Genomic DNA, 20,261 nt, shown 5'->3' with positions numbered 1-20,261 from the left:
CGGTCACCCGGATCCGCCGGATCGTCTGGCGGTGCCCCTGCCGATCGGAGCAGGCGTGATCATGCTTCCCGGAGGGAATCTCTTCGGTGGCGGAGGTATTCGCGTTCGATGTCGTTGGGGGTGAGGGGGAGAGCGGTGTCGTAGGCGGTGACGGCTTCGGGGAGGCGGCCTTCGCGGTGGAGGAGGTCGGCGCGGAGGGCGTGGTAGAGGTGGTGGGTGGGGAGGTCGATGGTGGTGAGTTCGGCGAGGGCGGCGGTGGGGCCGTGGACTTCGGCGAGGGCGACGGTGCGGTGGAGGGCGACGATGGGGGTGGGCGTGAGGGTGTAGAGGTGGTCGTAGAGGGTGAGGATCTGGGGCCAGTCGGTGGCGGCCGCGGTGGGGGCGTCGGCGTGGACGGCGTTGATGGCGGCCTGGAGCTGATAGGGGCCGGGGGCGTTGCGGCGCAGGCATTCTCGGAGCAGGGATCGGGCCTCGTCGATGAGGTCGCGATCCCAGCGGGTGCGGTCCTGGTGGGCGAGCGGGATCAGGTGCTCGCCGTCGGTGCGGGCGGTCCGGCGGGATTCGGTGAACAGCATGAGGGCGAGCAGGCCCAGGATCTCCGGCTCGCCGGGGAGCAGATCGGTGAGCAGGCGGCCCAGCCGGATCGCTTCGGCGCACAGGTCGGCGCGGATCAGATCGGGGCCCGAGGTGGCCGAATAGCCTTCGGTGAAAACGAGATATACGACCGCGAGCACGGCGGGCAGCCGCGCGGGCAGTTCGGCGTCGGCGGGCACCCGGTAGGGGATGCGGGCGTCGCGGATCTTGCCCTTGGCGCGCACGAGCCGTTGCGCCATCGCCGATTCGGAGACGAGGAACAGCCGGGCGATCTCGGCGGTGGTGAGCCCGCCGAGCAGCCGTAGCGTCAGGGCGACCCGGGCGGTGGGGGCGAGCGCCGGATGGCAGCAGGTGAAGATCAGGCGCAGCCGGTCGTCGGGGAAGCCGTCGGTGGGCGCCGCCGGATCCGCGTGCAGGAGAGCGGCTTCGGCGTGCCGGTCGGCCCGGGTCGCCTCGCGGCGCAGCCGGTCGATCGCGCGGTTGCGCGCCGTGGTGATGATCCAGCCCGCCGGGCTCGGCGGCACCCCGTCGACCGGCCAGCGCACGACCGCGGCGGCGAAGGCCTCCTGCACCGCGTCCTCGGCGACCCCGATGTCACCGAAGACGCGGGTCAGGGAAGCGACCGCGCGCCCGTAGTTCTCCGCGAAGACCGCCTCGATGTCCATCTAGCCGCTCGCCACCGGCCGCACCTCGATCGGCAGGGTGAGCACCGCGGCCAGCCGGCCCGCCCAGTCCATCGCCTCGTCCAGATCGGCCGCCTGGATGAGGGTGAAGCCGCCGACGTGCTCGGTGCCCTCGGCGAAGGGCCCGTCGGTGATCAGCACCTCGCCCTCCTTCGCCCGCACGACGGTCGCGGTGCTCGCCGCGTGCAGGCCGACCGCGAACACCCAGGCCCCGGCCGCCCGCATCTCCTCGTTCAGCGCGGACAGCTCGTCGAGGATCGTGCCGATGTTCGACGGCGCCGGACCGTCGGGCTGATAGATGCACAACAGGTATTGCTTCATGATCGTCCTTCCGTGGGGGTTCATCTCCTATACGAACGGGACGCCGCCGAATCGACACTCGCGGGTGCAACGATTCTCGTCCGGACGGCCAGCGAGGTGCCCCGGTTCGGCCGGGCCGCTGTGCCACGATGAGGCGCATGGAGCTGCTCGCCGCCGCCGTCGACGTGCCGTCGCCGATCGTCTCGCTGTTCTGGATCGCGCTCGTGGCGGTGGTGGCGCCGCTGCTGTCGCGGGCACTGCGTGGCTTCGTGCCGGATGTGGTGATCCTGCTCGTGGCGGGCACGATCCTCGGACCGTTCGCGCTCGGCTTGGCCACCGCGGACGGCGGCGTCGACCTCATCAAGGAACTCGGCCTCGGCATGCTGTTCCTGCTCGCTGGCTACGAACTGGACCCGAAACTGCTCGGCGGCAAGTCGGGGCGGGTGGCCTGGCTGGTGTGGCTGGCCGGTCTCGTCTTCGCGTTCGGCCTGGTCAGCGTGCTGGCGAGCAGCGAATCGACGACCAACCACATCGCCGTCGCGATCGCGATGACCTCCACCGCGCTGGGCACCCTGCTGCCCATCATCAAGCAGGCCGGGCTGCTCGACACCGCGCTGGGCCGGGCGGTGCTCGCGCACGGCGCGGTCGGCGAGCTCGGCCCGATCGTGGCCATGTCGGTATTGCTGAGCAGCCACAATGTCGGCGCCGCGCTGGTGGTGCTCGCGCTGTTCGTGCTGGCGGCGCTGCTGGTCGGGCTGATCCCGGTGCGGCTGTTCGGTCGCGTCCCCGATCTGGGGGCGGCGCTGGCCAGGATGGACGGCGGCACCTCCCAGCTGCCGGTGCGCGGGTCGATCCTGTTGCTGCTGGTGCTCATGGTGGTGGCCGAACGCTTCGACCTGGATGTGGTGCTCGGCGCCTTCGCCGCGGGCATGGTGCTGCGCAGGCTCATCGCCGCGGGCCATCCGCGCGTCGACGAGCAGCTCGAGACCATCGGCTACGGGCTGCTGATCCCGGTGTTCTTCGTGGTCTCGGGCATGGCGATCGATATGTCGGCGGTGGCGGACAGGCCGCTGCTGTGGGTGTCGTTCGTGCTGGCGATCGCCGTCGCGCGCGGGTTGCCGGTGTGGCTGAGCGAGCGGTTCGTCCCGCACGGGCGCAATCTGGCATCGCCGCACGAGCGGGCTCAGCTGGCCCTGTTCGCGGCCACCGGCCTGCCGATCATCGTCGCCGTCACCCAGGTGGCCGTGTCGACGGAGCTGATGACGGCGGATACCGCCTCGGTTCTGGTCGCCGCCGGCGCGACGACGGTTCTGCTGTTCCCGCTGGTAGCGCGCCTGATCGGCGGGAAGGCGCCACTCGCGACCGTACCTGCTCATGAATGAGCTTGCATAGTCGTGCATAATCATCACATGGTTGATTCGTCGGGAGGACCCGCGCTGCGGGTGGCGGTTGCCGGTGCGAGTGGATACGCCGGTGGCGAAGTGTTGCGTTTGCTGCTGTCGCACCCCGAATACCGAACCGGGCGCCTCGAGATCGGGGCGCTGACCGCCGGATCCAACGCGGGCACCGCGCTGGGCGCGCTCCAGCCGCATCTGCTGCCGCTGGCCGACCGGATCCTGCAGGAAACCACCCCCGAGGTCCTGGCCGGGCACGACATCGTCTTCCTCGGCCTGCCGCACGGCCAGTCCGGTGCCATCGCGCAGGTACTGCCCGAGTCCACGGTGATCATCGACTGCGGTGCCGACTTCCGGCTCACCGACGCCGCCGCCTGGGAGAAGTACTACGGCAGCGCCCACGCGGGCAGCTGGCCCTACGGCCTGCCCGAGCTGCCCGGCGGCCGGGCGCGGCTCACCGGCGCCCGGCGCATCGCCGTGCCCGGCTGCTATCCGACGGTGTCCAGCGTCGCGCTGGCGCCCGCCATCGCGGCGGGCATCATCGAGCCGACCGTGAACGTGGTCGCCGTCAGCGGCACCTCGGGTGCCGGCCGCAAGCTCGATGTCGGCCTGCTCGGTTCCGAGGTGATGGGCAGCGTCCGCGCCTACGGCATCGCGGGCGCGCACCGGCACACCCCCGAGATCGCGCAGAACCTGAAGGCGGCGGGCGGCGTCGACGTCGCGGTGTCGTTCACTCCCGTGCTCGCCCCGATGCCGCGCGGCATCCTCGCGACCTGCACCGCCCCGGTGAAGGTGGACGCGGCCGAGGCGCGTGCCGTCTACGAAAAGGCCTACACCGATGAGCCGTTCGTGCACCTGCTGCCCGAAGGCGTTCTGCCGCAGACCGGTTCGGTGCTGGGCTCCAACGCCATCACCCTGCAGGTCGCCGTCGACACCGACGCGGGCCTGCTCGTGGTGATCGGCGCGATCGACAACTTGACCAAGGGCACCGCGGGCGCCGCGGTGCAATCGATGAACCTGGCCGTCGGATTCGACGAGACCGCAGGACTTTCCACCGTAGGAGTGGCACCGTGACGACCCCTGATCCGCACTCGACGGACCACGGCAACTTGATCCACACCCAGGGCGTCACCGCCCCGCTCGGCTTCCGCGCCGCCGGCATCGCGGCGGGCATCAAGGCCAGCGGCAAGCCCGACCTCGCCCTGGTCCTCAACGAGGGCCCCGAATACGCGGCCGCCGGTGTGTTCACCAGCAATCAGGTCAAGGCCGCCCCGGTGCTGTGGTCGCAGCAGGTGCTGAAGTCGGGGCGCGTGCGCGCGGTCATCCTCAACTCGGGCGGCGCGAACGCCTGCACCGGGCCCGGTGGCTTCCAGGACACCCACCGGACCGCCGAGGAACTCGCCGCCGCGCTGAGCAACTGGGGCACCGAGACCGGCGCCGGCGAGATCGCGGTCTGCTCCACCGGCCTGATCGGTGACCGGCTGCCGATGGACAAGCTGATCCCCGCCGTCACCGAGATCGTGCACGAGATGGGCGGCGGCATGTCCGGCGGCTCCGACGCCGCGCACGCCATCATGACCACCGACACCGTGCCGAAGGAATCGGCGTTCCACCACGAGGGCAAGTGGAACGTCGGCGGCATGGCCAAGGGCGCGGGCATGCTCGCCCCGTCGCTGGCCACCATGCTCGTCGTGCTCACCACCGACGCGGTGGCCACGCCCGAGCAGCTCGACCGGGCGCTGCGCCAGGCCACCAAGTACACCTTCGACCGGCTCGACGTCGACGGTTCCTGCTCCACCAACGACACCGTGCTGCTGCTGGCCAACGGCGCCAGCGGCGTCGCCCCGTCGCAGGAGGACCTCGACGCCGCCGTCTTCACCGTGTGCGACGACCTGGCCGCCCAGCTGATGGCCGACGCCGAGGGCGTCACCAAGCGGGTGCAGATCACCGTCACCGGCGCGGCCTCCGAGGACGAGGCGCTGACCGTGGCCAGGGCGGTCGCCCGCGACAGCCTGGTCAAGACCGCGCTGTTCGGCTCGGACCCGAACTGGGGCCGGGTGCTCGCCGCCGTCGGCATCGCCCCGGTGACGCTGGACCCGGACCGGATCGCGGTGTCGTTCAACGGCAATCCGGTCTGTGTCGACAGCGTCGGCGCGCCCGGCGCGCGCGAGGTCGACCTGTCCGGCGAAGACATCGCGGTGCTGATCGAGCTGAACGTCGGCACGGGCACCGCGATGGTGCGCACCACCGATCTCTCGCACGCCTACGTCGAAGAGAACTCGGCGTACAGCTCATGAGCAGCGGTGTGGTGCAGTCCCTTTCGGCGCTGGACAAGGCGCACGTGCTCGCCGACGCGCTGCCGTGGCTGCAGAAGTTCCGCGACAAGGTCGTCGTCGTGAAGTACGGCGGCAACGCCATGATCGACGACGAGCTCAAGGCCGCCTTCGCCGCCGATATGGCGTTCCTGCGCACCGTCGGCGTGCACCCGGTGGTCGTGCACGGCGGTGGCCCGCAGATCAACGCGATGCTGAAGAAACTCGGTATGGCGGGCGAGTTCCGCGGCGGTTTCCGCGTCACCACCCCCGAGGTGATGGACGTGGTGCGGATGGTGCTGTTCGGCCAGGTCGGGCGCGAGCTCGTCGGGCTGATCAACGCGCACGGCCCGTACGCGGTCGGCATCTCCGGTGAGGACGCGCACCTGTTCACCGCGACCCGGCGAACGGTCACGGTGGAGGGTGTCGCCACCGACATCGGCCTGGTCGGCGACGTCACCGAGGTCAACCCCGGCGCCGTGCTCGACCTGATCGACGCCGGGCGCATCCCGGTGGTGTCCACCATCGCCCCCGACGCCGACGGCGTGGTGCACAACATCAACGCCGACACCGCCGCCGCCGCGCTGGCGGAGGGCATCGGCGCGGAGAAGCTCGTCGTCCTCACCGACGTCGAGGGCCTCTACACCGACTGGCCCGACCGTTCCTCGCTGACCAGCGAGATCGACGCGGCGGCGCTGGCGGAGTTGCTGCCGCGCCTGGATGCGGGCATGGTGCCGAAGATGGAAGCGTGCCTGCGGGCGGTGCGGGGTGGGGTACCCAGCGCCCATGTGATCGACGGCAGGGTGCCGCATTCGGTACTACTGGAGTTGTTCACCGGAGAAGGAATCGGAACGATGGTGACCGCATGAGTGAAGTAGAGAAGCTGCAGCAGCGGTGGTCGGCCGCGATGATGAACAACTACGGCACCCCGAAGGTCGCGCTGGTGCGCGGCGCGGGCGCGGTGCTCTACGACGCCGACGGCAAGCGCTACGTCGACTTCCTCGGTGGCATCGCGGTGAACAGCCTCGGCCACGCCCACCCCGCCATCCTGGAAGCGGTCACCCAGCAGCTGGGCACGCTCGGCCACGTGTCGAACCTGTATGCCAGCGAGCCGGTGATCGAGCTGGCCGAGAAGCTGCTCGCGCACTTCGGTGACGGCGAGGGCAAGGCGTTCTTCTGCAACTCCGGCACCGAGGCCAACGAGGCCGCGTTCAAGATGGCCCGGCTGACCGGCCGGACCAAGATCGTCGCCGCCGAGGATGCCTTCCACGGCCGGACCATGGGCGCGCTCGCGCTCACCGGTCAGCCCTCGAAGCGGGAACCGTTCGAGCCGATGCCGCCCGGCGTCGTGCACGTGCCCTACGGTGACGCCGCCGCGCTGGAGGCCGTCGTCGACACCGACACCGCCGCGGTGTTCCTGGAGCCGATGATGGGCGAGAGCGGTGTGGTCGTCCCGCCGTTCGACTACCTGGCCCGGGCGCGCGAGATCACCTCGCGGGCGGGCGCGCTGTTGATCCTCGACGAGGTGCAGACCGGAATCGGCCGCACCGGAACGTTTTTCGCGCACCAGGCGGCGGGCATCGTGCCCGACGCGATCACCCTGGCCAAGGGCCTCGGCGGCGGTCTGCCGATCGGCGCCGTGCTGGCGCAGGGCCGCGCCGCGGAGCTGCTCACCCCGGGCCTGCACGGCACGACCTTCGGTGGCAACCCGGTGTGCGCCGCCGCAGCGCTGGCGGTCCTGCGGACGATCGACTCCGAGGATCTGCTCTCCCATGTGGAATGGGTGGGCAAGAAGCTCAGCGACGGTATCGCGCTGCTCGAGCACCCCGAGATCGATCATGTGCGCGGGGCGGGCCTGCTGATCGGCATCGTCCTGAAGAACGACATCTCCGCCCATGTCGACGAGCGGGCGCGGGAGGCGGGCTACCTGATCAACCCCGCCAAGCCGAACGTGATCCGGTTGGCGCCGCCGCTGGTGCTCACCGAAACCCAGGCCGACAACTTCGTCGCCGACCTGCCCGAGATCCTCGACAAGGCCGCCGCCGATGCGAAGGGAGCGAGTAAGTGACCCTGCGCCACTTCCTGCGCGACGACGATGTGACCCAGGCCGAGCAGGCCGAAATCCTCGCCATCGCCGCGGATCTGAAGAAGAACCCGTTCGCGCACCGGCCGCTCGACGGCCCGCGCGGGGTCGGGGTGATCTTCGAGAAGAACTCCACCCGCACCCGGTTCTCGTTCGAGCTCGGCATCGCCCAGCTCGGCGGGCACGCCGTCGTCGTCGACGGCCGCGACACCCAGCTGGGCCGGGAGGAAACCCTCGGCGACACCGGCAGCGTGCTCTCGCGCTACGTCGAGGCCATCGTCTGGCGGACCTTCGAACAGTCCCGCCTCGACGAGATGTCGGCCACCGCGACGGTGCCCGTGGTCAACGCGCTGTCCAACGAGTTCCACCCCTGCCAGGTGCTCGCCGATCTGCAGACGATCAGCGAGCGCAAGGGCGCCCTCGCCGGGCTGAACCTCACCTACTTCGGCGACGGCGCCAACAATATGGCGCACTCGTTGCTGCTGGGCGGGGTGACCGCGGGAATGAACGTGACCGTCGCCGCGCCCGCCGGTTTCGAACCGCTGCCGTGGATCCTCGAGGCCGCCGCCAAACGGGCCGCGGAGACCGGGGCGACGGTGTCGGTCACCAACGACCCGGTGGCGGGCGCGACCGGCGCGGATGTGCTGGTCACCGACACCTGGACCTCGATGGGGCAGGAGAACGACGGTCTCGACCGCGTCGGCCCGTTCCGTCCGTTCCAGGTCAACGCGGCGCTGCTCGCCGCCGCCGACCCGGAAGCCATTGTGATGCACTGCCTTCCGGCGCACCGCGGCGAGGAGATCACCGACGAGGTGCTCGACGGCCCGCACAGCGTGGTCTGGGACGAGGCCGAGAACCGGCTGCACGCCCAGAAGGCGCTGCTGGTCTGGCTGCTCGCGAAAGCCGCCGCGTGAGACCGCGAATCGGGGCCGGCGCGGAGGTCGGTCGATGAGTGCACCCGAGAAGGGCTCGCCCGCCATCGCCCGCACCCGCGCCGGCCGCCAATCGCGCATCGTCGAGCTGCTGTCCGCGCATTCGGTCCGCAGCCAGACCGAACTCGCGACCCTGCTGGCCGCCGAGGGCATCGAGACCACCCAGGCGACCCTGTCGCGTGATCTCGATGAGCTCGGCGCGGTCAAGCTGCGCGCCGCCGACGGTGGCGCGGGCGTCTACGTCGTCCCCGAGGACGGCAGCCCCGTCCGCGGCGTCACCGGCGGCACCGGCCGCCTGTCCAAACTCCTCGGCGACCTGCTGGTCTCCACCGATGCCAGCGGCAACCTCGCCGTCCTGCGCACCCCACCCGGCGCCGCCCACTTCCTGGCCAGCGCCCTCGACCGCGCCGCCCTGCCCTTCATCGTCGGCACCATCGCCGGCGACGACACCATCGCCGTCATCGCCCGCGAACCCCTCACCGGCGCCGAACTCGCCGCCCGCATCGAGGAATTGGCCTGACCCTCAGGGTTTCGTTCACCTGATGTTCCGCGCGGACCCCTGGTCCGCGTGCCGGGCCGAGTCGACACTCTCTGTATCGGCGCCGCGCGTCCGCGCTGCCGGTGGAGGCAGTGTTCGTGTGGATGGGGTCGGGTCGCTGTCCCCGTCGCACCGGGGAGGGGAGATGCGATGACTCTGCGGAAGGTATTCGCACGTTATCGGCAGTACCGGATCAGGCGGTTCCGGAAATTGGCCCAGGAGGCCGCGGCCATTTCGCCGAGCTGGCGTGCGCAGCGACGACGGCGTCAGCAGGTGCGAGTGCTCGGTGTGATTCTCGCCGTCATGTTCGTGTCCGCGCTGGTGGTACCGGTGCGGGAGGACCCGGCGTTCCTCGTCTGGATGCTGGCAATATTCCTGTTCACCTTTGTGTCGATCCCACTGGACCGGGTGATGGGTGGCCAGTCGGTGGCTCCCGCAGAGGTCCTCGAGGAGTGGGAGATCCAGCGGCGCAACGCCGCTCGCGGGATCGCCCTCATCGTCACGGTGCGGCTGTCGTTGATTCCAGTCTTCTGGCTCTACATCGTAGGAAACTTCGTCGACGGTGCGGACTATCCGCGAGTCATTCGCGGCTGCGCGATTCTGCTGCTCACCGTTCTGGTGATCGGCGGCCAGCTGCCGAACTTGGTGCTGGCATGGACCCGTCCCGACACCGACCCGGTGGACCGGCGGCCGCATCCGCCGACGCCCTTGCCCGGGTGTCCCGCACCGGCGCCGAATCATTGACGCCGATCGTGCCGGGTTACTCCCTGGCAGCGCCGTCGGGCCAGACGACGTCTACCGGGATGCCGTGGGCGCGGGCGGATTCGACGACGGTGGCGGTGCCGCCGCGCTCGCCCTCGTTGCCGTCCCACACCGCGACGAGGCGGTCGCAGTCGGTGAGGAGGACTTCGTTGGCGGCCTCGTAGGCGTTCTTGCCCGCGGTGTCGAAGTCCATCACCCGGACCGTGCTCGCGCGGGCGAGCAGGGCGTCGAACAGGGGTGCGTGGTCGGGCTTCACCTTGGCCGCGCGGTAGTCGCGGGAGGGGAGGACGACCTCCAGGCGTCCGTCTGCCGCCAGTACCGCTTCGGCGAAGATCGAATCCGCGCCGCGGGCCAGGCAGGTGATGCCGATCAGGTCGGGGACTTCGGTGAGGAGGGCCGAGATCGCCTCGCGCACCAGGGTTTCGGTGGCGGGGGTGAGGTTCATGTGGCCGGTGACGCTGATCCGCATCGGGGTCATCCCGCCGGAGTGGGTGGGGTGCGCAGGCCGGTCAGGGCGATCTCGGTGAGCAGGGGTGCCGAGTCGGGGGCGGCTTGGCAGCCCGCGCCGATGCCGTGGCCCAGTCGCAGGATGTCGCGCGGGGTGACGTCACGGCGTACGAGCCCGGCTTCCTGGACGGGGACCAGGACGGACTCGGCCGCCTCGGCGAGCATCGTCGAGCAGGCGGTGAAGACGTCGGAGGTCCGGTCGATCGCGGCCTTGAGGGTGGCCGCCAGGCCGTGCCGGTGCAGGATGTAGGAGACCAGTTCGCCGAACCACTCGGTGAAAGCGTCCGGGGGAGTGCGGGTTTCACGGAGCTCGGCGGCGCGCGCGGCGAGGGTCTCGATATTGGCGCGGTAGACCGCCTCCATCAGCGCCGTGCGATTCGGGAAGTGCCGGTACAGGGTGCCGGGTCCGACGCCCGCGCGCCGGGCGATGTCGTCGAGGGGGGCCTCGATGCCGTGCTCGGCGAAGGCGTCGCGCGCGCATTCGATGATGCGTTCGTAGTTGCGGCGCGCGTCGGCGCGCATCGGCCGCGACGGTGCGTCCACTCGGTCCTCCACTGGAAACGGATGAAGTCTCCGTTTAGGCTTGCGGAACCGGAGACTTTCTCCCTATGCTAGCTCTGTCATAAACGGAGACTCTCTCCGTTTAGCTTCCCCCTTGATGGAGCGCACTTGACCACCACCACACTTCCGGCGAAAGCCCAGGTAGCGCGCGCCCGGCCGGGCGTCGTCCTGGTCACCTTGCTGACCTGCCAGCTGATGATCATTCTCGATGTCACCGTGATGAACGTGGCCCTGCCGCGGATCCGGACCGATCTGGAGTTCAGCGCCACCGGCCTGTCCTGGGTGATGAACTCCTACACCCTCGTCTTCGGCGGCCTGCTGCTGCTCGGCGGCCGCGCCGGCGACCTGTTCGGCAGGCGCAGGCTGTTCATCGCGGGCACGACACTGTTCACCCTCGCCTCCCTGGCCGGCGGGCTGGCGCCCTCGGCGGGCTGGCTGCTCGCGGCCCGGGTACTGCAGGGCATCGGTGGCGCGATGGCCGCGCCCAATACCCTCGCGCTGCTGACGACGACGTTCACCGAGCCGAAGGCGCGCATCCGCGTGCTGGCCTTGTTCTCCGGCATGTCCAGCGCCGGATTCGCGATCGGGCTGATCGTCGGCGGACTGCTGACCGAATGGGTCGGCTGGCGCTCGGTGCTGTTCATCAATGTGCCGTTCGGGCTGCTGATCCTGGCGCTCGCCCTGCGCTACCTGCCCGACGCGCCACGCCGCGCCGCCCGCCTCGATCTGCCGGGCGCGGTGACCGCGACCGCCGGTGTCGCCGCGCTGGTCTACGGATTCATCAGCGCGGCCGCCGACGGCTGGGGCGCGCCGGGCACCGATATCTCCCTGGCGGTCGGCGCGGCACTGCTCGCGGGGTTCGTGGCGATCGAACTCCGGGCACCGCAACCGCTGCTGCCGCTGCACCTGTTCGCCGATCGCGATCGGGCCGCCGCCTACCTGAACATGTTCCTCGGGCCGATGGCGGGCATGTCGATGTTCTTCTTCCTGACCCAGTACCTGCAGGACGTGCGCGGCATGAGCGCGCTGGCAACGGGATTCGCGTTCCTGCCGACGGCGGCCCTGATGTTCGCGATGATCCGGCTGATTCCCCGGTTGCTGGCCCGCTTCGGCCCGAAACCGGTGACCGTGACTGGCACCGTCGCGATGACCACCGGGCTCGTGCTGCTGACCCGGCTCTCGGCCGACACCGGCTATTTCCCGCTGCTGTTCGTCGCCATGGTCGCGATGGGCTGCGGGATCGGGCTGGCGTTCTCGCCGCTGAACGTGATCATCATGTCCACGGTGTCGCCGGACGAGGCGGGCGCGGCGGGTGGTGCGTTGCAGACCATGCAGCAGACCGGTGGCGCGCTCGGCCTGGCCGTCCTGGTGACGGTCTTCGGCACCGCGGCCCGCGAGGCTGGCGGTTCACCGACGCACGCCCTCGTCGGCGGGATGACCGCCGCGTTCGGCGCCGCCGCCGTCATCGCGGCGCTGACCTTCGTGGTCGCCCTCACCTTCCGCAGTATCCGGTCGCCGCGATGAGCCGAAACTCCTGATCTGCCAGAGCAATACGTAGAGCGTCCAGGCGCAGCCCAGTCCCTGGGCTGCGCCGACGATCGTGTGCCGGACCAGGTCGTAGGAGCTGGCCCGGGTCACCGGGTCGTCGATGGCGAGCACGGCGCCGAGGACGGGGGCGAGGATCAGCCCGGTGCGGATCGCGCGACCCCACCGGGCAGGCGCCGATGACCGTCGGCTGGTGCGGCGAACCAGGTAGCGGGCGAGCGCGGCGGTACCGAGCAGCGATGAGGCATAGCCGATCACGTTGTACACCGTGTGCGGCCCGACCACCGGGGCGCGCAGCAACTCCCAGTGCCGCACCACGAAACCGGCTGTCTGCGTGCAGGAGTCCCACGCGAGGTGCGTCAGGGCGCCCAGGGCGATGGCGACGACCGGAACCCACAGGCGCCGGAGACCATCGGCGGGCACACGGGCCGGGAGGGCGACACGGAACGGGAAGAGCGCGGCGGCCGGTCCGGCGGAGAGCCGGAAGCACAGCAGCAGACCGACACCGATCACCAGGTCCCAGCTCAGCACCCCGACGAGCGAATGCGTCGCGGCGCCACCCAGCGGAATCGGCAGGTAGTAGACGACATCGGGCGCGATCGCCCCGGCCACCAGCGCCGACAGCGGCAGGCGCCGAGCCAGGGGCAGCACCGCGACCGGGTGGGCGAGCGTGATCGGCACCCCGCCACGCTATCCCGCCCGCCGCGGTGTCAGTCCCGGGTCAACCGGCGCCAGGTCCAGTCCACCCGGATATCCAGCGGCGCGTCCGGCGTGACCATCCGGGGATCGGTGTTCACGCCGTTGGGCGGACCCGACTGGGCCTCCACCGACAGCGACTCCTCCGGCAGGGTCCAGACGACGACATCGGTGACGGGACTGGTGATCGTGAATTCCAGGAAACCGGGCCAAGTGAGGCGCGCGGTGACGCCGTCGGGCATGGCGAAGCAGTCGTCCCACGGCGGGGGCGACGGCGGGATGTGACGGCCGGTGGGCAGGTAGTCCGGCCCGCGCTCGTATTGCCAGGCCGGCCGGACATCGAGGGCGAGCGGACCCGTGGCCGCGGGGACCTCGCGCAGGAACCAGGGATGCCAGCCGCCCTGGGCGGGAAAGGGATCGGCGTCGGTGGCGATGCGCAGGTGGAGTGTGAGGCCGGTGTCGGTGAGGGTGAACCGCTGGGTGACGGTGCCCGCGAACGGCCACGGGTCGGTCAGCCGGTGCCGCACCGTCGCCTCGGTCGCCGTGGCGGACACGACCTCCCACGCGCCGTCGCGCGCGGTGCCGTGGATGCTGTGCGGCGGATTGTTGATCGGCATCTCGTAGGTCCGGTCACCGACCGTGAACGTGCCGTAGCCGAGCCTGCCCGCCCAGGGCGCCATGACGAAACAGCCCGTCCCCGGGTCCTGCCGCAGCAGTTCGGTCCCGTCGACGGTGAGGCTGTGCAGCGCGCCGCCGTCACCGGGCGCGATGGTCAGTCCGGTGGTGCCCGCGTGGAGTCGCACGTCGTCGGCGGCCATGCCGGCGAGACTAGCGGCGCGCCGCGCTCAGCGGCGGGAGCCCACGCCGGATCAGGTGAACGGGTACTGCCCACCGCCCGCGCCGCCGCCGGGGGAGTTCGGGGTGGCGACGTCGATGATGCTCTGGACCAGGGCGACGACGGCCCGGCCGACATCGAGCACGCCGTTGCCGAGCGTGGAGAATTCCTGCGCGACGTAATGGAGCATCTTGTTCGTCCTCACGTTGGCGAGCCGAATAGTGCTCTCCCAGAGTGCCACACACCGCCGACATGGGCACTACATTGCACAGGTGACCGAGAGTCCAGCGACCGTCCGATTCCAGCCCGTGCCCGATCCCCGGCCCGACGACAAGCCCTGGCCGGACATGGTGTGGCCGGTGCCCGACGGCGCCCGGTTGAGCGGCGAGACGGTGCGGCTGACCACTGTCGATCCGTCGGCGGACGCCGGTGAACTCTTCGCCGCCCTCGACGCGGACGCGGTCTGGGCGCACCTGCCCTGGCGCCCGCGCGGGGCGAGCGAATTCGCCGATCATCTCCAGGAACTGAACGCCAACCCCGACTGGCATGTCTGGATCGTCCGCGCGCGCACCGGCATCGGCGATCGAGCGGCGGGAGCGGTGCTCGGCGTCACGTCCTACCTGGACGTCCGCCCGCGGGACGCGGCGCTGGAAATCGGGTTCACCGCCTACACGCCGTCGGTCTGGGGCGGTCCGGTCAACCCGGAAGCCAAACTGCTGCTGCTGGAATACGCGTTCGACGAGCTCCATGTAGGCCGGGTGCAGTTGAAGACCGATGTGCGCAACCAGCGTTCGCAGCAGGCGATCGCGCGGCTCGGGGCGCGCTACGAGGGGACGCTGCGGCGTCAGTTCCGGCGCGCGGACGGCACCGTGCGCGACAGTGTGCTGTTCTCGATCACCGCGGAGGACTGGCCGCGGGTGCGCGCGGGGCTCGCCGCGCGGCTCGGCGACCGCTGATCGGGCGGGTCAGGAGTTGAGGAAGTTCAGGATGGCCAGCGCCAGCGGGGCGCTCAGGTCGAACAGCACGCGACCGACGTGCAGGCCAGCGGTGGCGCCGGATTCGTAGTGGTCGGACAGGAACTGCAGGATCGCGTCAACCATGGATGCTCCCGGTGGGGTGGTGCGGGCGGGGGATCAGGCGAAGAAGCCCTGGAGGATCGGCGTGCCGAGGTCGATCACCGTCTTGGCGACCGTCAACCCCAGATTGCCGAGCCCGATGACGACGGCCCCGATCAGGTCGTAGTTCGCCTGGGCGAAATCACGTAGCTGCTGCATGTCCACTCCTCGACCCCGACCGATGGGTAGCTGATGTGACCAGCGTCTCACAGACGATGCTTGCTGCCAAGTTGCTGTCGGGCGTCGCCGCAGGTGATGGGCGATTTCGTCCGCGCCGGGCGATGCGATATGCGGTATCTCTACCCCCGGGTATGAATGAGATTGCATCATCGTGCATAATCATTTGCAGCAGCGGCGCGAGCCGACCGGCGGCCGGAGCATTCATACTGCTCCAGGCAGCCCGTGCAGATCACGTACACACTTCGAGGAGCACAACAGACATGTCCGATCGCGTCGTACTCGCCTACTCCGGTGGGCTTGACACCTCCGTCGCCATCAGCTGGATCGCGAAGGAGACCGGTGCCGAGGTGGTGGCCGTGGCCATCGACCTGGGCCAGGGCGGCGAGGACATGAACGTGGTGCGCCAGCGCGCCCTGGACTGCGGCGCCGTCGAGGCCATCGTGGTCGACGCGCGCGACGAGTTCGCCGACGAGTACTGCCTGCCCACCATCCAGGCCAACGCCATGTACATGGGCCAGTACCCGCTGGTGTCGGCCATCAGCCGCCCGCTGATCGTCAAGCACCTGGTCGAGGCCGCGAAGTTCCACAACGCGACCACCGTCTCGCACGGCTGCACCGGCAAGGGCAACGACCAGGTCCGCTTCGAGGTCGGCATCGGCGCCCTGGCGCCCGACCTGGAGGTCATCGCCCCGGTCCGCGACTACGCCTGGACCCGCGAGAAGGCCATCGCCTTCGCCGAGCAGAACAACCTGCCGATCAACGTCACCAAGAAGTCGCCGTTCTCGATCGACCAGAACGTGTGGGGCCGCGCCGTCGAGACCGGCTTCCTCGAGGACCTGTGGAACGCGCCGACCAAGGACGTCTACGACTACACCGCCGACCCGACGGTGAACTTCGAGGCGCCCGACGAGGTCATCATCACCTTCGACAAGGGTGTGCCGGTCGCCATCGACGGCCGTCCCGTCACCGTGCTGCAGGCCATCGAGGAGATGAACACCCGCGCCGGTCGCCAGGGTGTCGGCCGCCTCGACATGGTCGAGGACCGGCTCGTCGGCATCAAGAGCCGCGAGATCTACGAGGCGCCGGGCGCCATCGCGCTGATCACCGCGCACCAGGCGCTGGAGAACGTCACCATCGAGCGTGAGCTGGGCCGCTACAAGCGCCAGGTCGAGCAGCGCTGGGGCGAGCTGGCCTACGACGGCCTGTGGTTCTCCCCGCTCAAGCGCGCGCTGGACGCCTTCGTGCAGGACACCCAGCAGCACGTCACCGGCGAGATCCGGATGGTGCTGCACGGTGGTTCCGCCGTCGTCAACGGCCGCCGCTCCGAGCAGTCGCTCTACGACTTCAACCTGGCCACCTACGACGAGGGCGACACCTTCGACCAGTCGCTGGCCAAGGGCTTCGTGCAGATCCACGGTCTGTCCTCGAAGGTCGCCGCGCGTCGCGACCTGAACCAGAAGTAGTAGTCAGCACGTCGTAGTCTCGACACCGGCCGGTCCTGTCACGGACCGGCCGGTGCCGTGCCCAGCCATGCCCGCCAGCCCGACCGGAGGAGAATCCGATGACCCACAGCGGAACCAACGAAGGTGCCCTCTGGGGTGGGCGATTCGCGTCCGGCCCGGCCGAGGCGATGGCGGCGCTGAGCAAGTCGACGCACTTCGACTGGGCACTGGCGCCCTATGACATCCGCGCCTCCAAGGCGCACGCCCGCGTGCTGCACAAGGCCGGGCTGCTCGCCGACGACGACCTGACCGGCATGCTGGCCGGGCTGGACACCCTGGCCGCCGACGTCGCCTCGGGTGCCTTCGGGCCCGCCGAGTCCGACGAGGACGTGCACGGCGCGCTCGAGCGCGGCCTGATCGAGCGGGTCGGCACCGAGCTCGGCGGCCGACTGCGGGCGGGCCGCTCCCGCAACGACCAGGTGGCCACCCTGTTCCGGATGTGGCTGCGCGACGGTGTGCGCCGCGTCGCCGTCGGCGTGCTCGACGTGGTCGACGCCCTGGTCGCCCAGGCCGCCGCGCACCCGGACGCGGTGATGCCGGGCAAGACCCACCTGCAGGCCGCGCAGCCGGTGCTGCTCGCGCACCACCTGCTCGCGCACGCCCACCCGCTGCTGCGCGACCTGGAACGCCTGCGCGACTTCGACAAGCGCGCCGCGATCTCCCCGTACGGATCGGGCGCGCTGGCCGGGTCGTCGCTGGGCCTGGACCCCGAGCAGATCGCCGCCGAGCTCGATTTCACCGCGTCGGCGGCCAATTCGATCGACGCGACCTCCGCGCGCGACTTCGCCGCCGAGGCCGCGTTCGTGCTGGCCATGATCGGCGTCGACCTGAGCCGGATGGCCGAAGAGGTCATCATCTGGAGCACGCCGGAATTCGGGTACGTCACCCTCGCCGACGCGTGGTCGACCGGTTCGTCGATCATGCCGCAGAAGAAGAACCCCGACGTCTCCGAGCTGACCCGCGGCAAGGCGGGTCGCCTGATCGGCAACCTGACCGGCCTGCTGGCCACCCTGAAGGCCCAGCCGCTGGCCTACAACCGGGACCTGCAGGAGGACAAGGAACCCCTGTTCGACTCGGTCGCCCAGCTCGAACTGCTGCTGCCCGCCATCGCGGGTCTGGTCGGCACCCTCACCTTCCACACCGACCGGATGGCCGAGCTCGCGCCCGCCGGTTTCACCCTCGCCACCGACATCGCGGAATGGATGGTGCGCCAGGGCGTTCCGTTCCGGGTCGCACACGAGGCGGCGGGCGCCTGCGTGCGGGCCGCCGAAGCGCGCGGCGTCGGCCTCGACGAACTGACCGACGCGGAATTCGCCGCCGTCGACGCCTCGCTGACCGCGGGCGTGCGCGACGTCCTCACCGTGCAGGGCTCGATCGCCTCCCGCAACGCGCGGGGCGGCACCGCCGGTGTCCGCGTCGCCGAGCAACTCGACGAGGTCCGCAAGACCGCCGAGGACGCCCGCGCCTGGCTGAGCTGAACCGGGAGCGGGCTACCGCGCACGGAGTATCCGGCGGTGCCCGCTACCTCCCGCGGAGGAGTCCCGGCTGCGTTCCGTAGGCCGATGTTTCGGCCGATGTCCACGGGCATTGTTGTCCCCGAAGGCTTTCCGCATCGGAGGACATCATGGGACAACGCTGGGCCCTGCCCGTACTCGCTCTGCTGACCGCGACGACCGCCTTCGGCGCCGGTCTGTCCTGGATGACCCACATGCATCATCGCGCGCTCCGCTACCTCGACCCCGCGCGCATGACCGCCTTCGACGCCGGCTACGAGACGCTGTCGGACCTGACCGTGATCCCGGCCGGGGTCCTCGGCGTCGCGCTCTCGGTGCTGGTGCTGTGGATCCGGCCCCGCGGCGTACCGATCTGGCTGCCGATCCTGACCCTGGTGCTGCAACTGTCGGTGTTCGTCACGCGCGTCTGGTGGTGGGGCGCGTGGGCCGAGCAGGTGCGTGACGCGGGCTCGGTGTGGATCGCGGGCGGCCTGCATCCCGCGTACGAACGGTATATGGCCACCAATGGGATCCGGATCGCGATCATCGCCGGATACGCGCTCCTCGCCCTGGTCATGACGGTCCTCGCGGCGCGAGCGCGCTCGGGATCACGCGGCGCGATCGAGGCGTGAGCGTCGCGCGACGGTTACCCTGCGGCCATGACCCTGGTCCTGCTGGCATTGGCCATCGCCTCCGAAGTCACCGCGACGGTGTCGCTGAAACTCTCGGAGGGCTTCACCAAGCTCGTTCCCTCGATCGTCGTGGTCATCGGGTACGGCGCCGCGTTCTACTTCCTGTCCCAGGCGTTGAAGCGGGGGATGGCGATCGGGGTGGCATACGGGATCTGGTCGGCGGTGGGTGTCGCGGCGATCGCGGCGATCGGGGTGCTGTTCCTGGGGGAGCGGCTCACCCTGGTGCAGGTGGCCGGGATCGGTCTGGTGATTCTCGGGGTGCTCGCGCTGGAACTCGGTGGCGCGCACTGACTTCGGTGCGCTACAGCTCGGCGCGGACGCGGAACCCGGCGTCGCGCAACGCTTCCAGGACGTCGTCGCGGTGGGCGGGGCCGCGCGTCTCGACTGTGAGCGACACCTCGACCTCGTCGACCTCGAGCCACATCCCGGTGCGCGAGTGGACGATGTCGACCACGCTCGCCCCGGCCCGCCCGACCACCCCGAGCAGCGCCGACAGCGCGCCGGGACGATCGGCGATGGTCACCCGCATGGCCAGGTAGCGGCCCGCCGCGCTGAGGCCGTGCCCGATCACCCGGGTGAGCAGCAGCGGGTCGATATTGCCGCCGGACAGGATGGTCACCACCGGGCCGGGTAGCGCGCGGTCGCGCAGGGGCGACAGCAGCGCGGCCACACCGGCCGCGCCCGCCGGTTCGACGATCAGCTTGGCCCGCTCCAGACACAGCAGCAGCGCCTTGGACAGGGCGTCCTCGTCGACGGTCACGATCTCCCGGACCAGGTCCGCGACATACGCGAACGGCACCGCGCCGGGCAGGCCGACCGCGATACCGTCGGCCATCGTCGCCATCCGCGGCACCCGCACCGGCTTGCCCGCCGCCAGGGAATCCGGCCAGGCCGCGGCCTCGGCCGCCTGCACCCCGATCACCGTGACGTGCGGCGCGAGCGCGGCCAGCGCGACCGCGACACCGGCGAGCAGGCCGCCACCGCCGGTCGGCACGACGACGGTGCCGACCTCGGGCACCTGCTCGAGGATCTCCAGCGCCACCGTCGCCTGCCCGGCCACGATATCGGGGTGGTCGAACGGGTGAATCAGCGTCGCACCGGTGCGCTGGGCGAATTCCTCCGCGGCGAGCAGGGATTCGTCGATGGTGTCACCCACCTGGTGCACCTCGGCCCCGTAGGCGCGGGTCGCCACGAGCTTGGGCAGTGACGCGCCGATCGGCATGAACACCGTCGAGGTGGTGCCGAGTTCGGCCGCCGACCACGCCACTCCCTGCGCGTGATTACCGGCACTGGCCGCGACCACACCCCGCGCCCGCTCGGCGGCGGGGAGATTCGCGATCCGGTTGTAGGCGCCGCGCGGCTTGAACGACCCGGTGCGCTGCAGGTTCTCGCATTTGAGCAGCACCTGCGCACCAGCCCGCTCCGACAGCACCCGCGACCCCACGGTCGGCGTGCGCCGAATCACCGGTGCCAGCAGCCGCGCGGCCGCCTCGATCCGCTCGAGCCCGACGATCTCCATGGGCCGAACGTACCGCCC

At 70.5% G+C, this 20,261-nt stretch carries 24 protein-coding genes; 14 read left to right on the top strand and 10 right to left on the bottom strand.

The annotated features are described in order from the left end of the window. Positions 1-59: 59 nt before the first annotated feature. Both ACFYWJ_RS32830 and ACFYWJ_RS32825 read right to left on the bottom strand, forming a co-directional pair. Positions 60-1,259: an RNA polymerase sigma factor gene (locus tag ACFYWJ_RS32830; RefSeq protein ID WP_355281698.1), complete on the bottom strand. Its 1,200-nt coding sequence runs from the start codon at positions 1,257-1,259 to the stop codon at positions 60-62. After that, complete coding sequence (locus ACFYWJ_RS32825) at positions 1,260-1,598, bottom strand: YciI family protein (protein ID WP_355281700.1); 339 nt, start codon at positions 1,596-1,598, stop codon at positions 1,260-1,262. A 137-nt stretch (positions 1,599-1,735) separates the two neighbouring features. On the opposite strand from ACFYWJ_RS32825, the gene ACFYWJ_RS32820 reads away from it, so the two are divergent. The 8 genes from ACFYWJ_RS32820 to ACFYWJ_RS32785 all read left to right on the top strand — a co-directional run bounded on the left by ACFYWJ_RS32820 (position 1,736) and on the right by ACFYWJ_RS32785 (position 9,580). Then, positions 1,736-2,959 carry a cation:proton antiporter gene (locus ACFYWJ_RS32820; RefSeq protein ID WP_355281703.1) on the top strand — a complete coding sequence of 408 codons (1,224 nt, stop codon included), beginning with the start codon at positions 1,736-1,738 and terminating at the stop codon, positions 2,957-2,959. A gap of 27 nt (positions 2,960-2,986) precedes the next feature. Further along, on the top strand, positions 2,987-4,045 hold the full coding sequence (gene argC / locus ACFYWJ_RS32815; protein WP_355281706.1) for an N-acetyl-gamma-glutamyl-phosphate reductase: 1,059 nt from the start codon (positions 2,987-2,989) through the stop codon (positions 4,043-4,045). Next, positions 4,042-5,268: a bifunctional glutamate N-acetyltransferase/amino-acid acetyltransferase ArgJ gene (gene argJ / locus ACFYWJ_RS32810; protein ID WP_355281708.1), complete on the top strand. Its 1,227-nt coding sequence runs from the start codon at positions 4,042-4,044 to the stop codon at positions 5,266-5,268. The genes argC and argJ overlap by 4 nt, the downstream gene beginning before the upstream one ends. Then, the gene (argB, locus tag ACFYWJ_RS32805; protein ID WP_355281710.1) at positions 5,265-6,152 is read left to right on the top strand and encodes an acetylglutamate kinase; all 888 of its coding nucleotides are present in this window, start codon (positions 5,265-5,267) and stop codon (positions 6,150-6,152) included. The genes argJ and argB overlap by 4 nt, the downstream gene beginning before the upstream one ends. Continuing rightward, positions 6,149-7,351 (top strand): acetylornithine transaminase, encoded by a 1,203-nt coding sequence (locus ACFYWJ_RS32800; RefSeq protein WP_355281713.1) that lies wholly within the window; start codon positions 6,149-6,151, stop codon positions 7,349-7,351. The genes argB and ACFYWJ_RS32800 overlap by 4 nt, the downstream gene beginning before the upstream one ends. Next, positions 7,348-8,280, top strand: coding sequence for an ornithine carbamoyltransferase (gene argF / locus ACFYWJ_RS32795; RefSeq protein ID WP_355281716.1), 933 nt, complete (start codon positions 7,348-7,350; stop codon positions 8,278-8,280). Before ACFYWJ_RS32800 ends, argF begins: the two co-directional genes overlap by 4 nt. Positions 8,281-8,314: 34 nt before the next feature. After that, a complete protein-coding gene (locus ACFYWJ_RS32790) occupies positions 8,315-8,818 on the top strand; it encodes an arginine repressor (protein WP_218718167.1) in 504 nt (167 codons plus the stop codon). Positions 8,819-8,986: 168 nt separating this feature from the next. Then, on the top strand, positions 8,987-9,580 hold the full coding sequence (locus ACFYWJ_RS32785) for a hypothetical protein (protein ID WP_355281719.1): 594 nt from the start codon (positions 8,987-8,989) through the stop codon (positions 9,578-9,580). 16 nt (positions 9,581-9,596) lie between these two features. Here the strand turns inward: ACFYWJ_RS32785 and ACFYWJ_RS32780 are convergent, their stop codons facing one another. Together ACFYWJ_RS32780 and ACFYWJ_RS32775 are read right to left on the bottom strand one after the other, a co-directional pair. Continuing rightward, positions 9,597-10,067 carry a hypothetical protein gene (locus tag ACFYWJ_RS32780; RefSeq protein WP_355281722.1) on the bottom strand — a complete coding sequence of 157 codons (471 nt, stop codon included), beginning with the start codon at positions 10,065-10,067 and terminating at the stop codon, positions 9,597-9,599. A 5-nt stretch (positions 10,068-10,072) separates the two neighbouring features. Next, complete coding sequence (locus ACFYWJ_RS32775; RefSeq protein WP_387163639.1) at positions 10,073-10,648, bottom strand: TetR/AcrR family transcriptional regulator; 576 nt, start codon at positions 10,646-10,648, stop codon at positions 10,073-10,075. Between the two features lie 126 nt (positions 10,649-10,774). On the opposite strand from ACFYWJ_RS32775, the gene ACFYWJ_RS32770 reads away from it, so the two are divergent. Then, a complete protein-coding gene (locus ACFYWJ_RS32770) occupies positions 10,775-12,190 on the top strand; it encodes an MFS transporter (protein ID WP_355281724.1) in 1,416 nt (471 codons plus the stop codon). Here ACFYWJ_RS32770 and ACFYWJ_RS32765 read toward each other — a convergent pair. Genes ACFYWJ_RS32765 through ACFYWJ_RS32755 form a run of 3 tightly spaced genes read right to left on the bottom strand, consistent with a single transcriptional unit; the run spans position 12,074 to position 13,932 of the window. Continuing rightward, entirely contained in the window at positions 12,074-12,892 is an 819-nt protein-coding gene (locus ACFYWJ_RS32765) for a DUF4184 family protein (RefSeq protein WP_355281727.1), read from the bottom strand. The genes ACFYWJ_RS32770 and ACFYWJ_RS32765 overlap by 117 nt on opposite strands. Positions 12,893-12,921: 29 nt before the next feature. Beyond that, positions 12,922-13,725, bottom strand: a complete 804-nt coding sequence (locus tag ACFYWJ_RS32760; protein ID WP_355281730.1) for an aldose 1-epimerase — start codon at positions 13,723-13,725, stop codon at positions 12,922-12,924. Positions 13,726-13,776: 51 nt separating this feature from the next. After that, positions 13,777-13,932 carry a hypothetical protein gene (locus ACFYWJ_RS32755; protein ID WP_355281733.1) on the bottom strand — a complete coding sequence of 52 codons (156 nt, stop codon included), beginning with the start codon at positions 13,930-13,932 and terminating at the stop codon, positions 13,777-13,779. A gap of 82 nt (positions 13,933-14,014) precedes the next feature. On the opposite strand from ACFYWJ_RS32755, the gene ACFYWJ_RS32750 reads away from it, so the two are divergent. Beyond that, positions 14,015-14,698: a GNAT family protein gene (locus ACFYWJ_RS32750; RefSeq protein WP_355281736.1), complete on the top strand. Its 684-nt coding sequence runs from the start codon at positions 14,015-14,017 to the stop codon at positions 14,696-14,698. A 9-nt stretch (positions 14,699-14,707) separates the two neighbouring features. On the opposite strand, the gene ACFYWJ_RS32745 is transcribed toward ACFYWJ_RS32750, so the two are convergent. After that, complete coding sequence (locus ACFYWJ_RS32745; RefSeq protein WP_355281738.1) at positions 14,708-14,842, bottom strand: hypothetical protein; 135 nt, start codon at positions 14,840-14,842, stop codon at positions 14,708-14,710. Positions 14,843-14,875: 33 nt separating this feature from the next. Beyond that, positions 14,876-15,016: a hypothetical protein gene (locus tag ACFYWJ_RS32740; protein ID WP_218718162.1), complete on the bottom strand. Its 141-nt coding sequence runs from the start codon at positions 15,014-15,016 to the stop codon at positions 14,876-14,878. Between the two features lie 281 nt (positions 15,017-15,297). On the opposite strand from ACFYWJ_RS32740, the gene ACFYWJ_RS32735 reads away from it, so the two are divergent. From ACFYWJ_RS32735 to ACFYWJ_RS32720, 4 genes are all read left to right on the top strand, one after another. Then, positions 15,298-16,500, top strand: a complete 1,203-nt coding sequence (locus tag ACFYWJ_RS32735) for an argininosuccinate synthase (RefSeq protein WP_355281740.1) — start codon at positions 15,298-15,300, stop codon at positions 16,498-16,500. Positions 16,501-16,598: 98 nt separating this feature from the next. Next, the gene (gene argH / locus ACFYWJ_RS32730; RefSeq protein ID WP_355281743.1) at positions 16,599-18,017 is read left to right on the top strand and encodes an argininosuccinate lyase; all 1,419 of its coding nucleotides are present in this window, start codon (positions 16,599-16,601) and stop codon (positions 18,015-18,017) included. Between the two features lie 146 nt (positions 18,018-18,163). Then, on the top strand, positions 18,164-18,664 hold the full coding sequence (locus ACFYWJ_RS32725) for a hypothetical protein (protein WP_355281745.1): 501 nt from the start codon (positions 18,164-18,166) through the stop codon (positions 18,662-18,664). A 27-nt stretch (positions 18,665-18,691) separates the two neighbouring features. After that, positions 18,692-19,015, top strand: a complete 324-nt coding sequence (locus ACFYWJ_RS32720) for a multidrug efflux SMR transporter (protein WP_355281748.1) — start codon at positions 18,692-18,694, stop codon at positions 19,013-19,015. Between the two features lie 10 nt (positions 19,016-19,025). Here the strand turns inward: ACFYWJ_RS32720 and ilvA are convergent, their stop codons facing one another. After that, positions 19,026-20,243, bottom strand: a complete 1,218-nt coding sequence (gene ilvA / locus ACFYWJ_RS32715) for a threonine ammonia-lyase (protein WP_355281750.1) — start codon at positions 20,241-20,243, stop codon at positions 19,026-19,028. Positions 20,244-20,261: the final 18 nt, after the last annotated feature.

Source organism: Nocardia sp. NPDC003269 (assembly GCF_042888005.1).
Classification (GTDB): domain Bacteria; phylum Actinomycetota; class Actinomycetes; order Mycobacteriales; family Mycobacteriaceae; genus Nocardia.
Note: the sequence above shows the minus strand (reverse complement) of the source record. Positions and strands in the feature narration are given on the sequence as shown.

What these genes read in the sequence shown, in the direction of transcription:
- ACFYWJ_RS32745 (WP_355281738.1), bottom strand. Translation starts at nt 14,842, where the DNA reads ATGGTTGACGCGATCCTGCAGTTCCTGTCCGACCACTACGAATCCGGC.
- ACFYWJ_RS32825 (WP_355281700.1), bottom strand. Translation starts at nt 1,598, where the DNA reads ATGAAGCAATACCTGTTGTGCATCTATCAGCCCGACGGTCCGGCGCCG.
- ACFYWJ_RS32755 (WP_355281733.1), bottom strand. Translation starts at nt 13,932, where the DNA reads ATGCTCCATTACGTCGCGCAGGAATTCTCCACGCTCGGCAACGGCGTG.
- ACFYWJ_RS32735 (WP_355281740.1), top strand. Translation starts at nt 15,298, where the DNA reads ATGTCCGATCGCGTCGTACTCGCCTACTCCGGTGGGCTTGACACCTCC.
- ACFYWJ_RS32820 (WP_355281703.1), top strand. Translation starts at nt 1,736, where the DNA reads ATGGAGCTGCTCGCCGCCGCCGTCGACGTGCCGTCGCCGATCGTCTCG.
- ACFYWJ_RS32800 (WP_355281713.1), top strand. Translation starts at nt 6,149, where the DNA reads ATGAGTGAAGTAGAGAAGCTGCAGCAGCGGTGGTCGGCCGCGATGATG.
- ilvA (WP_355281750.1), bottom strand. Translation starts at nt 20,243, where the DNA reads ATGGAGATCGTCGGGCTCGAGCGGATCGAGGCGGCCGCGCGGCTGCTG.
- argC (WP_355281706.1), top strand. Translation starts at nt 2,987, where the DNA reads ATGGTTGATTCGTCGGGAGGACCCGCGCTGCGGGTGGCGGTTGCCGGT.
- ACFYWJ_RS32725 (WP_355281745.1), top strand. Translation starts at nt 18,164, where the DNA reads ATGGGACAACGCTGGGCCCTGCCCGTACTCGCTCTGCTGACCGCGACG.
- ACFYWJ_RS32830 (WP_355281698.1), bottom strand. Translation starts at nt 1,259, where the DNA reads ATGGACATCGAGGCGGTCTTCGCGGAGAACTACGGGCGCGCGGTCGCT.
- argB (WP_355281710.1), top strand. Translation starts at nt 5,265, where the DNA reads ATGAGCAGCGGTGTGGTGCAGTCCCTTTCGGCGCTGGACAAGGCGCAC.
- ACFYWJ_RS32740 (WP_218718162.1), bottom strand. Translation starts at nt 15,016, where the DNA reads ATGCAGCAGCTACGTGATTTCGCCCAGGCGAACTACGACCTGATCGGG.
- ACFYWJ_RS32720 (WP_355281748.1), top strand. Translation starts at nt 18,692, where the DNA reads ATGACCCTGGTCCTGCTGGCATTGGCCATCGCCTCCGAAGTCACCGCG.
- ACFYWJ_RS32760 (WP_355281730.1), bottom strand. Translation starts at nt 13,725, where the DNA reads ATGGCCGCCGACGACGTGCGACTCCACGCGGGCACCACCGGACTGACC.
- ACFYWJ_RS32790 (WP_218718167.1), top strand. Translation starts at nt 8,315, where the DNA reads ATGAGTGCACCCGAGAAGGGCTCGCCCGCCATCGCCCGCACCCGCGCC.
- argH (WP_355281743.1), top strand. Translation starts at nt 16,599, where the DNA reads ATGACCCACAGCGGAACCAACGAAGGTGCCCTCTGGGGTGGGCGATTC.
- ACFYWJ_RS32785 (WP_355281719.1), top strand. Translation starts at nt 8,987, where the DNA reads ATGACTCTGCGGAAGGTATTCGCACGTTATCGGCAGTACCGGATCAGG.
- ACFYWJ_RS32780 (WP_355281722.1), bottom strand. Translation starts at nt 10,067, where the DNA reads ATGCGGATCAGCGTCACCGGCCACATGAACCTCACCCCCGCCACCGAA.